The organism is Bauldia sp. (assembly GCF_020442045.1).
Taxonomy (GTDB): Bacteria; Pseudomonadota; Alphaproteobacteria; order Rhizobiales; family Kaistiaceae; genus Bauldia.
Window position 1 is genome coordinate 1 of record NZ_JAGRLA010000074.1, and the last position, 14396, is coordinate 14396.

The 14396-nt window shown below is 66.1% G+C and carries 12 protein-coding genes and 1 pseudogene; 7 read left to right on the forward strand and 6 right to left on the reverse strand.

Annotated elements, in window-relative coordinates:
- Positions 1-1203: molecular chaperone DnaK (gene dnaK, locus KDJ86_RS08315; RefSeq protein WP_291744656.1), on the reverse strand; the 1203-nt coding region annotated here is incomplete at its 3' end.
- Positions 1204-1412: 209 nt separating this feature from the next.
- On the opposite strand from dnaK, the gene KDJ86_RS08320 reads away from it, so the two are divergent.
- Entirely contained in the window at positions 1413-1877 is a 465-nt protein-coding gene (locus KDJ86_RS08320; protein ID WP_291744657.1) for a hypothetical protein, read from the forward strand.
- A 60-nt stretch (positions 1878-1937) separates the two neighbouring features.
- On the opposite strand, the gene KDJ86_RS08325 is transcribed toward KDJ86_RS08320, so the two are convergent.
- Complete coding sequence (locus tag KDJ86_RS08325) at positions 1938-3533, reverse strand: FMN-binding glutamate synthase family protein (RefSeq protein WP_291744658.1); 1596 nt, start codon at positions 3531-3533, stop codon at positions 1938-1940.
- Positions 3534-3765: 232 nt separating this feature from the next.
- Here KDJ86_RS08325 and KDJ86_RS08330 point away from each other — a divergent pair, with 232 nt between their 5' ends.
- From KDJ86_RS08330 to KDJ86_RS08340, 3 genes and pseudogenes are all read left to right on the forward strand, one after another.
- On the forward strand, positions 3766-4395 hold the full coding sequence (locus KDJ86_RS08330) for an alpha-ketoglutarate-dependent dioxygenase AlkB family protein (RefSeq protein WP_521085267.1): 630 nt from the start codon (positions 3766-3768) through the stop codon (positions 4393-4395).
- Between the two features lie 144 nt (positions 4396-4539).
- Positions 4540-7242: a sensor domain-containing protein gene (locus KDJ86_RS08335; RefSeq protein WP_291744660.1), complete on the forward strand. Its 2703-nt coding sequence runs from the start codon at positions 4540-4542 to the stop codon at positions 7240-7242.
- Positions 7243-7257: 15 nt separating this feature from the next.
- Positions 7258-7563 (forward strand): annotated as a pseudogene (locus KDJ86_RS08340) (pyruvate kinase); the annotation flags it as partial.
- A 6-nt stretch (positions 7564-7569) separates the two neighbouring features.
- Here KDJ86_RS08340 and KDJ86_RS08345 read toward each other — a convergent pair.
- The 3 genes from KDJ86_RS08345 to KDJ86_RS08355 all read right to left on the reverse strand — a co-directional run bounded on the left by KDJ86_RS08345 (position 7570) and on the right by KDJ86_RS08355 (position 10881).
- A complete protein-coding gene (locus KDJ86_RS08345; RefSeq protein WP_291744661.1) occupies positions 7570-7956 on the reverse strand; it encodes a VOC family protein in 387 nt (128 codons plus the stop codon).
- A 107-nt stretch (positions 7957-8063) separates the two neighbouring features.
- Entirely contained in the window at positions 8064-10346 is a 2283-nt protein-coding gene (locus KDJ86_RS08350; RefSeq protein WP_521085266.1) for an NADP-dependent malic enzyme, read from the reverse strand.
- Between the two features lie 100 nt (positions 10347-10446).
- Positions 10447-10881: a YccF domain-containing protein gene (locus KDJ86_RS08355; RefSeq protein ID WP_291744663.1), complete on the reverse strand. Its 435-nt coding sequence runs from the start codon at positions 10879-10881 to the stop codon at positions 10447-10449.
- A gap of 140 nt (positions 10882-11021) precedes the next feature.
- Between KDJ86_RS08355 and KDJ86_RS08360 the strand changes: the two genes are divergently transcribed.
- Positions 11022-11723, forward strand: a complete 702-nt coding sequence (locus tag KDJ86_RS08360; RefSeq protein WP_291744664.1) for an SDR family oxidoreductase — start codon at positions 11022-11024, stop codon at positions 11721-11723.
- A 3-nt stretch (positions 11724-11726) separates the two neighbouring features.
- Positions 11727-12095 carry a hypothetical protein gene (locus tag KDJ86_RS08365; protein ID WP_291744665.1) on the forward strand — a complete coding sequence of 123 codons (369 nt, stop codon included), beginning with the start codon at positions 11727-11729 and terminating at the stop codon, positions 12093-12095.
- Positions 12096-12134: 39 nt separating this feature from the next.
- On the opposite strand, the gene KDJ86_RS08370 is transcribed toward KDJ86_RS08365, so the two are convergent.
- Positions 12135-12656: a hypothetical protein gene (locus tag KDJ86_RS08370; protein ID WP_291744666.1), complete on the reverse strand. Its 522-nt coding sequence runs from the start codon at positions 12654-12656 to the stop codon at positions 12135-12137.
- Positions 12657-12822: 166 nt separating this feature from the next.
- Here KDJ86_RS08370 and mutS point away from each other — a divergent pair.
- Positions 12823-14396: DNA mismatch repair protein MutS (gene mutS / locus KDJ86_RS08375; protein WP_291744667.1), on the forward strand; the 1574-nt coding region annotated here is incomplete at its 3' end.

Consider the following 14396-nt stretch of genomic DNA (forward strand, 5'->3'; position numbering starts at 1 on the left):
GACGCCCAGCGTTTCGATGCCGAGCGAAAGCGGTGTCACGTCGAGCAACAGGACGTCTTTCACCTCGCCCTTGAGCACGCCGCCCTGAATGGCCGCGCCGATGGCGACGACTTCATCGGGGTTGACGCCCTTGTGGGGCTCCTTGCCGAAGAACTCCTTCACGACCTGCTGGATCTTGGGCATGCGGGTCATGCCGCCGACCAGCACAACTTCGTCGATCTCGCCGGCCGACAGGCCTGCATCCTTCAGCGCCGCCTTGCAGGGCGCGATGGTGCGCTGGACGAAATCATCGACCAGGCTCTCGAACTTGGCGCGGGTCAGCTTGATCGCCAGATGCTTCGGACCGGAAGCGTCGGCCGTGATGTAGGGCAGGTTGATCTCGGTCTGGGCCGAGGACGACAGCTCGATCTTGGCCTTTTCAGCGGCTTCCTTGAGGCGCTGGAGGGCGAGCTTGTCATTCTTCAGGTCGATGCCCTGATCCTTCCTGAACTCGTCGGCCAGATATTCGACAAGGCGCATGTCGAAGTCCTCGCCGCCGAGGAAGGTGTCGCCGTTGGTCGACTTCACCTCGAAGACGCCGTCGCCGATCTCGAGGATCGACACGTCGAAGGTGCCGCCGCCGAGGTCATAGACCGCGATGGTCTGGCCTTCCTTCTTGTCGAGGCCATAGGCAAGCGCCGCGGCCGTCGGCTCGTTGATGATGCGCAGCACCTCGAGGCCGGCGATCTTGCCGGCATCCTTGGTCGCCTGGCGCTGGGCGTCGTTGAAATAGGCGGGAACGGTGATCACCGCCTGCTCGACCTTCGAGCCGAGGAAGGCCTCGGCGGTTTCCTTCATCTTCTGGAGGATGAAGGCGGATATCTGCGAGGGCGAGGTCGGCTTGCCGTCGACGTCGACCCAGGCGTCGCCGTTGCCGCCCTTGACGATCTTGTAGGGGACGAGCTTCTTGTCCTTCTCGACGGTCGGATCGTCGAAACGGCGCCCGATCAGGCGCTTGACCGCGAAGATCGTGTTTTCCGGATTGGTGACCGCCTGGCGCTTGGCCGGCTGACCGACGAGGCGTTCGCCGTCGCTGGTGAAGGCCACCATCGAGGGCGTCGTCCGCGACCCCTCGGAATTCTCGATGACCTTGGCATCACTGCCGTCCATGACGGCGACGCACGAGTTCGTAGTGCCGAGGTCGATTCCAATAACTTTAGCCATACTTACCATCTCCTTTCGGCAGACCGGCCGGGTCCTGTCGAGGCCCCCGACCCTCGGATGCGGCTTGACCGATTTCCGAGGGCAATCCGGTCCCCTGGCGTGATTCACGCGCGCCGGCAAGGTTGATTCCATTGGGACGCGCGGGTTCTCGCGGTATATAAGTAGAGCGTTGAAGTGCCGCAAGCGGCGTGTCAATGCGGAAGTCAGCGATGTTCAACCGATTCTTGCGGTTTCGCACTCCGGTTGGTGCCATGGCCGTCCTGATGGCCGCCCTGATCCTGTCGGCGACGAGCGGATCCGCCGACGCGCAGGCGACAACGCCGCCCCGCGGCTCGCCGCTCCGGGCGGCCATCCTTGACGGACTGAGGCCGATGGTCGAAGCCGAGGTCGGCAGCCCGGTCGAGTTCGTGGTCCTCGACCTGCGGGTGGTCGGCGAATGGGCCTTCGCCTATGTCACTCCTCAACGGCCGGGCGGCGGCGCGATTGCTTACGTTTACACCCGTTACCAGGCCGCGGTCGACGAGGGGATGTTCGACGGCCAGGTGGCGGCCTTGCTGCGTGAAACGCCGGCCGGCTGGCTCGTCTACGAATACAATCTCGGCGCGACGGATGTCCCCTGGCTGGAATGGGGGAGCCAGTATCCGGTGCCCTGGGAGGTCTTTCCCGGCCGTTGAGCCGGCGCGTGGCAATCGCGGCCCAAACCCCGCGGCCGGTCGATCACGCCCCCCGAAGGATCAGGCCTGGGCGGGTACCGCGATATCGGCCGGCTGGACCGGTGCTGGTTCGGCGGCCTCCGCGCGTCCGGCAAGAATCGCGGCGGCGGGGTCGTTGTCGGCATCGTCGGGGCTCGGATAGAGTTCGTTGAAGGGGATCGAGCGGCCGTCGCCTTCGACGATCCGGACATGGAAGCGCCGCAGGCGGCGTGGCTCGGGGACGCCGCAGGAATGGGCAATGACCTCGACCTCGTTCCGCATGCTGATGCAGTAATTCGCCACCCGGTCGCCCTTGTCGACCGGATTGAGGCCGCGCTGCAGGCGCGTGTTGTGGGTGGTGATGCCGGTGGGGCAGGTGTTCTTGTTGCATTTCAGCGACTGGATGCAACCGAGGGCGAACATGAAGCCGCGCGCCGCGACGACGAAATCCGCGCCGGCGCAGAGCGCCCAGGCGACACCGGAAGGCGTCACGAACTTGCCTGAGGCGATCAGGCGGATGCGGTCCTTCATGCCGTGCCGCTTGCGGATGTCGTCGACCATGGGAAGGGATTCCCGGATCGGCAGGCCGACATTATCGATCAGCGGCAGCGGTGCCGCGCCGGTACCGCCGTCGCCGGAGTCGACGGTGATGAAGTCCGGTGCGCTGTCCGTCCCGCGCCGTTTCACCTCTTCGAAAAGCGCATCCAGCCAGCCATAGGCACCGATCACGCATTTGAAGCCGACCGGCCTGCCGGTTACCTCGCGGATATGGGCGATGCGGTCGAGAAGGTCGCCGATACTGCCGATGTCGGTATGGCGGTTGGGCGATATCGAATCCTTGCCCGCCGGAATACCGCGGATCGCCGCGATCTCCTCCGTCACCTTGACCGCCGGCAGGATGCCGCCCTTGCCGGGCTTGGCGCCCTGCGACAGCTTGATCTCGAACATCCTGATGCGCGGGTTTTCGGCCAGGCTCCGGAGCCGGTCGTCGGAAAGACTGCCGTCGGCGTCGCGGACGCCGTATTTCGCCGTCCCGATCTGGAAGATGATGTCGCAATTCCCCTCGAGGTGGAACGGCGCGAGGCCACCCTCGCCGGTGTTGAGCCAGCAGCCGGCAAGGCCCGCGCCGCGTGACAAGGCCCGGACGGCCGGCTTCGACAGCGCGCCGTAGCTCATCCCCGAGATGTTGAAGAAGGAGGGCGCGCAATAGGGCTCGCGGGCGGTCGGCCCGATGATCATCGCCTCTGTCTCGGCCCGGTCCGAATCGAGCGTCGGGAAGGGACAATTGACGAAATAGAAGGTGCCCGCCGTGGTGAGATTCTTGGTCGAGCCGAAGGCGACCGTGTTGTCCCGACCCGATGCGGCTCGGGCCGCCCACTGGCGCTCGGCCCGGTTGAAGGGCATTTCCTCACGGTCCATGGCGAAGAAATACTGGCGGAAGAACTCGCCGAGGGTGGAGAAGAGATAGCGGAAGCGGCCGACGACGGGGTAGTTGCGGCGGATGGCGTCGCGGTGCTGGGTTATGTCGATGACAAACACGACGATCAGCGCGGCGACACCGAGGCCGATCACGAAGACGAAGAGGGTGACCAGCAGGTCGAGCGCCGCCGCCACCGGACCGGGAATCAGCGAATCCATGAGCTCTCTCTCCCGAATGCGCGGGCGCCGTCCCGCGCCGCTTCACCGGCCGCGACCATGCACGAGGTGGCGGATGTGCAAAAGCCGCAACCGCGTTGTCTCCCGGAGGTTTGATCGAAACGGCGGTCGCCCGTGAGCGCGACGGGACAGGTAGTCGCGCGGACGTGATCTCCGCGCAGGACGTCTTACATACGATCGACCGGGGACGAACGAGAGAATGGCAGTACCGGGAATGGGTGCGATGGATCTTGCGGGCCTGGGCGTCCATCCGGGCCGGTTCGACCGGGACGGCCAGCAGCGGCTCGTCGCGGCGCTGAGGACCGCGGTCGCCGAAGCCCCCTTCTACACGCCGACGATGCCCCGTTCAGGCAAGCCCTTCTCGGTCCGGATGACCAACCTCGGGCCGCTCGGCTGGGTATCGGACAAGGAAGGCGGTTACCGCTACCAGTCAACGCATCCCGAGACCGGCAGGTCATGGCCGGCGATCCCGGAGATGGCGATGGCGGTGTGGCAGGAGATCTCCGGATACCCGCACCCGCCGGAGGCGTGTCTCGTAAATTATTACGCATCCGGAACGAAGATGGGGCTTCACCAGGATGCCGACGAGGCGGATTTCTCCGCCCCGGTCGTCTCGATCTCGCTCGGCGACACCTGTCTTTTCCGCATCGGTGGCATGAGCCGAAAGGACACGACCCGCTCGTTCCGCCTGTCCTCGGGCGATGTCGTGGTTCTCGGTGGCGACGCGCGCATGGCCTTTCACGGTGTCGACCGGATCTATCCCGGGACGTCGACCCTGCTTCGCGACTGGTTTCCTGACGGGGGCCGCATCAACCTGACGCTGCGCCGGGTGACCCGCCCGTGATGCCGCAAGGCGCTGATCGCCGAGGTGGGCCCCTGCGGCGGGCTCCCGGCCATTAACGGTTTCTGAATGCTCCGTCACGATGCTGGCTGGCCCGCCGCCCTCCTTCCGGACGGATAGGCGCGGGGCAGACCCAGGAACGGCTTGATGGCGAAGAATCCATTGGTCGGACCGGACGGCTTTCCGGCCGACACCATCCAGGAGCAAGTCCGCCGGCTTCAGGCAGCGAATGCGCGAACCCAGGCGGAGATCGCAGGGGAGTCGGGAGCCCGGGTCCCGGAGAATCCCGCGGCCAGCCTCCTGAAGGCGGTCATCGACCAGTTGCCCGAGCGTGTCTACGCCAAGGACATGCATGGGCGCTTCCTCATGGCCAATGACGCCGTTGCGCGGGATCATGGCCTGGAGCGGTCCGAGGACATCGTCGGCAGGACGGACTTCGACCTGTTTCCCGCCGATGTGGCACAGGGCCATTTCGACGCCGAACAGGCGATGCTGGCGTCCGGAGAGCCGATGATCGATGTCGAGGAGGAGCGCTTCGACAGGACTGGCGCCCCGAAATGGTTTCTCACCTCAAAGGCGCCGATGAGGGACGAGAGCGGCGCGATAGTAGGGCTGGTCGGTGTCAAGCGCGACATCACCGCGCGGAAGCGCATCGAGCAGGACCTGCAGGCCGAGCGCACCCTGTTCCGGTCGATGATCGACCAGTTGCCGGACTACCTGTTCGTCAAGGATCTGCAAGGCCGCTTCGTCGTCGCCAATCGGGCCGTAGCGGACGATCTCGGCCGCAAGTCCGGCGACTTGATCGGCAAGACCGATTTCGATTTCCACAGGGAGGAGATCGCGACCAAGTTCTGCCGCGACGATCAACGGGTCATGACCACCGGCGAAGCTTCCATCGGCGTCGAGGAGTTTGTCGCCACGGTCTCCGGCGTTCGCAAATGGCTGTCGACGAGCAAGCTGCCGCTGCGCGACGACAGCAACGAGGTTGTCGGCGTTGTGGGCGTCTGTCGCGACATCACCGAGCGCAAGGAAGCCGACGCGAGGCTTGCCGAAAGCGAGAGCCGGTGGAACTTCGCTCTCGAGGGGGCCGGTCAGGGCGTGTGGGATCACGACCTGGCGCATGGGAGGGTCTACTATTCCAAGATGTGGCGCCGGATGCGCGGCATCGGCCTCGATGAGGAGGTCGACGGGGCGACCGAAGTGTGGCTGGCGCGGGTTCATCCGGACGACCGCGCCCGCATCGAGGATCAAATCGCGAGACAGAATTCCGGCGAGCTGCCTCAAAATGCTTTCGAATACCGCGAGCGCCACAGGGATGGGCATTACATCTGGATCCTGAGCCGCGGCAAGGCGGTGGAATGGAACCCGGATGGGACCGTCGCGCGGATCATTGGCACCGACACCGACATCACCAAGCTCAAGCTTGAGGAGGCCCGTGCCGTCGAGGAGGCCGCCGAAACCTACCGGCGCCACCTCGCCGCACTTACAGAGGCCCATGAAGCGGCCGAGGCGGCGCAGCAATTGGCCCAGTCGCTCGCGCGGCACGATGCCCTGACGGGGCTGCCGAACCGGCGCGTATTCGCCGAAGCTCTCGAAATTGCCAACGCGCAAAGCGATCGGAACGGCACCGCCGGCCACGCGGTCCTGATGATCGACCTGGACCGGTTCAAGCCGGTCAACGATATCCACGGGCATCAGGTGGGCGACGAGGTTCTGTGTGAGGTCGCGATCCGGCTTGAGGGCGTCGTCAGGAAGGGCGATGTGCTGGCACGCCTCGGCGGCGACGAGTTCGCCGTGATCTTCCACGATTTCGTGGCGGATGGAGACCTTGCCGCGGGAGCGGTCCACCTCGCCGATCGCATCATCGCGGCCGTCGCGAAGCCGATGACGATCGGCGAACGGCAAATCGAGCTCGGCGCGAGCATCGGCATCGCCATCTTCCCGTCTGACGGAGCCGATCCCGAGAAGCTGCTCGGCGCCTCGGACATGGCGATGTATCGCGCCAAGGAAGATGGCGGATGCGCCTATCGTTTGTTCGACAGCAGCATGGAAGACGCTCTGCGAACACGTGTCGCCCTCGAGGACGAGGTTCGGCGGGCGGTTGTCCGGGAGCAGATCGAGCCGCATTACCAGCCGGTGATGCTGCTTTCCGAGAACCGCGTCGTCGGCTTCGAGATCCTGGCCCGCTGGCATCACCCGGAGAGGGGCGAGATCGAGCCTGAGACCTTCATCCCGGTCGCGGAGAAGCTCGGCCTCATCGGCCAGCTCACCTATTCCCTTCTTCGCCGCGCCTGCCTCGAAGCGCTGGACTGGCCGCCGGAAATCTCGATCGCCATCAATGTTTCGCCCCAGAGCCTCGGCGATCCCCTGTTGCCGGCCAGGTTCCTGACGATCCTCTCCGAGACCGGCTTTCCGCCGGAACGCCTTGAGGTGGAGGTTACCGAGACCGGCCTGGTCAATGACCTGCCCGCGGCCCGTGCCACCCTTCTTGCCTTCCAGAATGTCGGCATCAGGATTTCTCTCGACGACTTCGGCACGGGCTATTCGAGCCTTTACAATCTCCGCGAGCTTCGCTTCGACAAGATCAAGATCGATCGGTCCTTCGTGCGGGCAATGGATGGTGGCGCCGACAGCACCAGGGTCGTCCAATCGGTCATCGATCTGGCAAAGAGCCTCGGCTTGCCGACGATTGCCGAAGGCATTGAACACCTGCCGGCCGTCCAGCAGATCGTGGGATACGGCGGCGACTACGGTCAGGGATTCTATTTCGGCAAGGCGATGCCCGCGGACAGGGCGGCGGAATTCCTTCGCGGCCCCTCGGCGAACGAGGGCGGCTCAACCAGGACCTAGCCTCCGGCATCGGCGGCGACGGAAATGGGCTTCGAGCGCGTCGCGGAGATGCAGGAGGAAATCATGTGGCTCTGCGAGGCCGCCCGTGTTCCGGCGGTCTGGGCGACGCAGGTCCTCGAGGACCTTGTCAAGGACGGGCTGCCGTCGCGCGGCGAGATGACGGACGCGGCGATGTCCGGCCGCGCCGAATGCGTATTGCTCAACAAGGGGCCGAATATCGCGATCGCGGTCGAGGTGCTTGACCGGTTGCTCGGCCGGATGGGCGGGCATCAGATCAAGAAGACCCCGACGCTGCGCGCTCTTCACGCCTGGGACGACTGAGAGCGGTCAGCCCGCGCCTTCGGCAGGCGTCATCCAGCCCTGCACCGCGCCGCCCGGATCGGCGACGATCGCGATGCGACCGACGCCCTCGATATCGAAGGGCTCCCGCATGACCGCGCCGCCGGCCTTCTTCAGCGCGTCAACCCGCTTGTCGACATCATCGACCGCGACATAGCTCATCCAGTGTTCGGGAACGCCTTCGAAGCCTGGGCCATGCATCTCCATCATTCCGCCGGCCATGGCGTCGCCGGCCTTGATGATGATGTAGGTCATCCCTTCGCCCATCGGCATATCGTCGAAGGTCCAGCCGAGGGTCTCGCCGTAGAAGTCCTTGGCCTTGCTGGCGTCGCGGGTCATCAGCTCGTTCCAGTGGAACATACCATGGGCAGTCATCGCCTTCTCCCTTTAACCTCTAGGTTAAACGATGCTACCGCACGGGTTGCTACACGCAAATGACAATTCCGCGAGCGGGTGGCGGGAAAGGCCGGCCAGGGCCGCGGTCAGCCACCCAGCTTGAAGGCCGCCATGGCCGCCATGTTGACGATGTCGGAATCCTTGGCGCCGAGCGAGACGACCTGCACCGGTTTGTCGAAGCCGACGAGGATCGGGCCGATCACCGTCGAGCCGCCGAGCTCCTGGAGCAGCTTGGTCGAGATCGAGGCCGAATGCCAGGCCGGCATGACCAGGACGTTCGCGGGACCCGAAAGGCGGCAGAAGGGATAGGGCGACATTGCCGACTGGTTGAGCGCGACATCCGCCGCCATCTCGCCATCATACTCGAAATCGACCCGCTTGCCGTCGAGGATCCGGACCGCCTCGCGCACCTTGCGGGCGCGCTCGCCCTCGGGCTGGCCGAAGGTGGAATAGGCGAGGAAGGCGACGCGCGGTTCATAGCCCAGCCGTCGCGATACCCCGGCCGCCTCTTCGGCGATCTCGGCGAGTTCCTCCGACGACGGCATCTCGTGGACCGCCGTATCGGCGACGAGCACCGTTCTCCCGCGCGCCAGCACGACCGACACGCCGATGATCCGGTGACCGGGCTTGGCATCGATCGCCTGACGGACGTCGTCGAGCACGGTCGCGTAGTTGCGGGTGACGCCGGAGACCATCGCATCGGCGTCGCCGAGGGCCACCATGCAGGCGCCGAAGGCGTTGCGGTCGGTGTTGGCGAGACGCTGGCAGTCGCGGAAGAGATAGCCTCTCCGCTGCAGGCGTGAATAGAGATAGTCGGCGTAATCCGCGTTCCGGCTCGACAGGCGGGCGTTGTAGATCTCGATGCCCTCGTGGATGTCGATGCCGGCGCGTTCGGCGGTGCCGCGTACGATATCCTCGCGCCCGATCAGGATGGCGGTGCCGAGCTTGTTGTGGACGAAGCTTGCCGCGGCGCGGATCACCTGTTCTTCCTCGCCCTCGGCGAAGACGACCCGCTGCGGCGACCGGCGGACGCGTTGGTAGACGCTTTGCAGGATGCCGACGATCGGGTCCCGTCGCGCCGAGAGTTCGAGCTTGTAGGCGACCTCGTCCGTGATCTCGCGACGCGCGACGCCGCTTTCGACCGCGGCCCGGGCGACGGCGGCCGGGATCTCGCTGATCAGCCGCGGATCGAAGGGAACCGGAATAATATAGTTCGGGCCGTATTTCGGACGGACCCCTTGATAGGCGGCGGCGACCTCGTCGGGGACGTCCTCGCGCGCCAGTTCCGCCAGGGCCTGCGCGGCGGCGATCTTCATCGCGTCGTTGATGGTCGTGGCGCGGACGTCGAGGGCGCCGCGAAAGATGTAGGGGAAGCCGAGGACGTTGTTGACCTGGTTCGGATAGTCGGATCGGCCGGTGGCCATGATCGCGTCGTCGCGGATGCGGGCAACCTCCTCCGGGGTGATCTCCGGGTCGGGATTGGCCATGGCGAAGATGATCGGGTTGGGCGCCATGGAGCGCACCATGTCCTCGGTGATCGCGCCCTTGGCCGACAGCCCGAACAGGACATCCGCGCCTTCCAGGGCCTCGGCCAGCGTCCGCGCGTCGGTATCGACCGCATGGGCGGACTTCCACTGGTTCATGCCCTCCTCGCGACCCTTGTAGATCGGCCCCTTGGTGTCGCAGAGGATGACATTCCCGGGCGGCATGCCGAGCGCTTTGACCAGCTCCACGCAGGCGATGCCGGCGGAGCCCGCGCCGTTGCAGACCAGCCGGGTTGTCGCCATGTCGCGGCCGGTGAGGTCGAGCGCGTTGATCAGGCCGGCGGTGGAGATGATCGCCGTCCCGTGCTGGTCGTCGTGGAAGACCGGGATGTCCATCAGTTCGCGGAGCCGCGACTCGATGATGAAGCAGTCCGGCGCCTTGATGTCCTCGAGGTTGATGCCGCCGAAGGACGGGGCGAGATAACGCACTGCGTTGACGAATTCGTCGACATCCTCTGTATCGACCTCGAGGTCGATGGAATCGACGTCGGCGAAGCGCTTGAACAGCACCGCCTTGCCCTCCATCACCGGCTTGGAGGCGAGCGCCCCGAGATTGCCGAGGCCGAGGATGGCCGTTCCGTTGGATATGACGGCGACGAGATTGCCGCGGGTGGTGAAATCGAACGCCCTCTGCGGGTCTTCGGCGATCGCCTTGACCGGCACCGCGACGCCCGGCGAATAGGCGAGCGACAGGTCGCGCTGCGTCGCCATCGGCTTGGTCGCGGAAATCTCGAGTTTTCCCGGCCGTCCCCGGCCGTGAAAGTCGAGCGCCTCCTGGTCGGTGACGGACGGGCCCGCTTTCACCGGTGCACTCCCCTCGGCCATTTCTCCTCCCCCGGGCGTCTCAGGCGCCTCTTCCTCAAGGCGGACGATAGTCGGAGCCGAAAGGGAAGACAAACGCAATGCCTGCCCTGCAATCGGCGGGTCAGACGTTGCCGATGCTACGCGCCCGTCCGTCGACCATCTCGCGCGGCACGATGATCTTGCCGATCGGCCACAGCGCCAGGCCGGCGAGCTTGAGATGGGCCCAGGCGAAGGGCAGGCCGATAATCGTGATGCCGAGGCCGATCGCGGTGACCAGATGGCCGATTGCCAGCCACCAGCCGGCGAGCACCAGCCAGATGACGTTGCCGAGGATGCCGAGCGGCCCGGTGCCGGGATCGCCCTCGCCGGTGTGGCCCTCCCGGTCGACGGCGGCGAAGCCGAAGGGCAGGAAGGTGTAGCGGGCGATGTTGAAGGCGGCTCTTGCCCAGGGGATGCCGATGATGGTGATCGCCATGATGACCGCCGCCAGCAGCCAGCCAACCGCCATCCACAGGCCGCCGAAGATCACCCAGAGCACGTTGAGAAGAAGGTTCATGGGCGTGTCTGATCCCTTTGTCGGCGGCGCCGGCCACCATCCGGATATGGTCGCCGCGGCCACGTGCTGCAAGCGGAACGGCAGAGGGAGGCGGCGGAAACGCAAATGAAGCGCTATGCTCAATTCGGGAGGACCGGATAATGGACCGACAGGCACTGGTGGTGGGAGCCAGCGGCGGGATCGGCAGGGGGATCGCCGAGCGGCTTGCCGGCGATGGTTGGCGGATTCTGGCCCATGGCCGCCGGCGGGACGCCCTTGAGAAAACGCTGGAAGCGGTGGAAGCGGCGGGCGGTTCGGCCAAGTCCTATACGGCAGAGCTGGCGGACGCCGACCAGGTGGCGGGACTGGCCGGATGGGCCGTTTCGGCCGGGCGGCTCGACGCCGTCATCTATGCCGCGGGCGGGGGACGATCCATCGATACCGGTCCGGAATGTGTCGGCGAATGGAATCGCACCCTCGCCACTATCCTCCACGCACCGATGCAGCTGACCGCGCTCACTCTGCCGGCGGTCCGTTCGACCCGTGGAGCCTACCTCTATATCTGCGGCATGTATGCCAAGATCGGCATGGCGCGGATGGCCGGTCATTGCGCCGGCCGCCACGGTCTCGAAGGCTTTGCCAAGGCCTTGTTCGAGGAGGTCCGTGAAGACGGCGTCCGCGTCTCGCTGATCCATCCCGGCTTCGTCAACACCCCGCTGACCGCCTCGGATCGGGTCGATCCCGACCGGATGATCCAGATCTCCGATATCGCGGAGATGGCGGCACTGGCGGTTTCCCTGCCCGACAATGCCTGTGTCGTCGAAATGACCGTCAGGCCGCAACGATCGCCCTACCGGACGTGAACCATGGTCGATGGATCGCCATCGGGGGATGCGGCCATCCGGCGGCGCCGGCTGTTGCGGATCAAGCTGGTCCACACCCTCGCATGGGCGGTCTTCGCCTCGGCCATCATCGCGATTCCGATCGCAACGGCGCTTGGCCGGCTCGATTGGGCCTTCTGGCTGAGTATCCTCGTCTGGATCGAATGTTTCATCCTTCTTGCCAACAGGATGCGCTGCCCTTTGACCGGCGTCGCCGCCCAATACACCGATGATCGCCGCGGCAACTTCGACATCTTCCTTCCTGAGTGGCTGGCGACCAACAACAAGCTGATCTTCGGCTGGCTGTTCGCCGCCGCCGAGGCGTTCCTCCTGTGGCGCTGGCTCGCCGGGTAGGCGGGAGCGGCGGGTTTCGGCCCGGCGCCCCCTCGAGGATCACGGCTTGGGGTAGGTCTGGGGGATCGGCACCTCGGGTGCCTTGTCCACCCTGGTGAGTTGTGTCGCAAAGGCGCTGGCCGAACCGTCGGTCAGGCGCCCGACCTGCGAGAAGTCGATCGTATTCGCATCGATGATATGGATCGTGCCATGGCCCTCGATGCCGGGGAAGCCGCTGTCGGACGGATGGTGCGGCTCGACATAGGCATAGACATTGTCTTCTTCAGGCACCGCGACCGCGTATTCGACGACGCTCAGCCCGGCGTCGATGTTCCACCAGTGGGTCTCGATCGTATAGACCTCGTCGACCAGGTCTCCGAAGCGGATGTAGATATCCTTGCCCTCCTTGAGGGAGATCTTGCCGTCCACCCCGATCGTCGTGCGGTCGTGCGAATCGGTCGAAGCCCAGATCGTCCCGGCGAGCGATCCCTGCGGGATGATCTCGTCTGCGAAGGCAGAGCCCGCAAACTGGCCGAGGGCGGTCAGTCCGGTAAGCGTGACGATCACGGTCGGTTTCCTCATCATTCGTCTCCCGGTTCGCTGGTTTCGCGGCGGCAGGGGGCGCCAGATGCGACGCTAACGCGCATCGCGGAGGGTACAAGCGAGACCCGACAAGGATGTGAATGAACGGTTGTCATGCGGTCGGCGGCGTCGAACCGGGCCGCGGCATCTGCTAGCTTCTCCGCCCATGGACACCCGCTCGCCCGAGAAGCCGCCGCCGGCCGCCGTCACGCCGATGATGGCGCAGTATATCGAGATCAAGGCGGCCAATCCGGATTGCCTGCTCTTCTACCGGATGGGCGACTTCTACGAGATGTTCTTCGACGATGCCGAGGTCGCGTCGCGGGCGCTCGGCATCACGCTGACCAAGCGCGGCAAGCATGCCGGCGACGACATCCCGATGTGCGGCGTGCCAGTCCACGCCGCCGACCAGTATCTCCAGAAGCTGATCGCACTCGGCCACCGCGTCGCCGTCTGCGAGCAGACCGAGGACCCGGCCGAAGCCAGGAAGCGCGGCGGCAAGGCGGTCGTGCGGCGTGACGTGGTACGACTGGTGACGCCCGGCACGATTACCGAGGATTCGCTGCTCGAGGCCGGGCGCAACAATTACCTCGTCGCGGTTTCGCGCCAGCGCGGCGCGGGGGTGGATGGCGGCGACGGCTTCGGCCTCGCCTGGATCGACATATCGACCGGGGAATTCCGTGTCGCGGAGAGCGATACCGGTCGCCTTGCCGCCGATCTCGCGCGCGTCGCGGCAAGCGAAATCCTGGTCGCCGAGCCGGTTTTCGCCGATCCGGAGCTGAACGCTTTCTGGCGCGGCCTTGGTGCGGCGGTGACCCCGCTCTCCGCCGCTTTCTTCGACGGCGCGACCGCCGGGGGCCGGCTCGCCGGATACTTCGCGGTCAAGACGCTGGATGGCTTCGGCGCCTTCTCGCGCGCGGAGTTGACCGCGGCGGCGGCGGCGCTTGCCTATGTCGAGAAGACCCAGATCGGCGAACGGCCGCCGCTGTCGCCCCCCTCGGCGGAAGCGGCCGGGGGCGTCATGCTGATCGACGCGGCGACCCGGGCCAATCTCGAACTGACGGCGACACTGTCCGGCGAGCGCCGCGGCAGCCTGATCGCTGCGATCGACCGGACGGTCACCGGTGGTGGCGCGCGCCTGCTCGCGCGCCGCCTCGCCGGACCCTCCACCGATCCCGGCGAGATCGCCGAACGTCTCGATGCCGTCGCCTGGATGCTGCGCGATACCGGTCTCCGCCAGGCGATTCGCGAGGATCTCGCGGCGGCTCCGGACATCGCCCGCGCCCTGTCGCGCCTCACCGTCGATCGCGGCGGGCCGCGCGACCTCGCCGCGATCCGGGACGGGCTGGCCGTGGCAGGACGCATCGCCGGCCGGATCGCCGGAGACGATCGCCCGGAGGCGATTGCCGCCGCGGCGGACGTGCTCGCCGCGGCGCCGCGTGGCCTCGAGGCGGCGCTTGCCGGGGCGCTCGCCGACGATCTTCCCCACCTCAGGCGCGACGGCGGCTTCGTCCGAGACGGGCACCATGCCGGTCTCGACGAGGCGCGGAAGCTCCGTGACGAGAGCCGGCGCGTGATTGCCGGCCTGCAGGCCGACTACGCGGCCGAGGCGAAGGTCCGCGGACTGAAGATCCGCCACAACAACGTCCTCGGCTATTTCGTCGAGGTGAATGCCGGGCATGGTGAGCGGATGATGGCGGCTCCGCTCAATGCCCGTTTCATCCATCGCCAGACCATGGC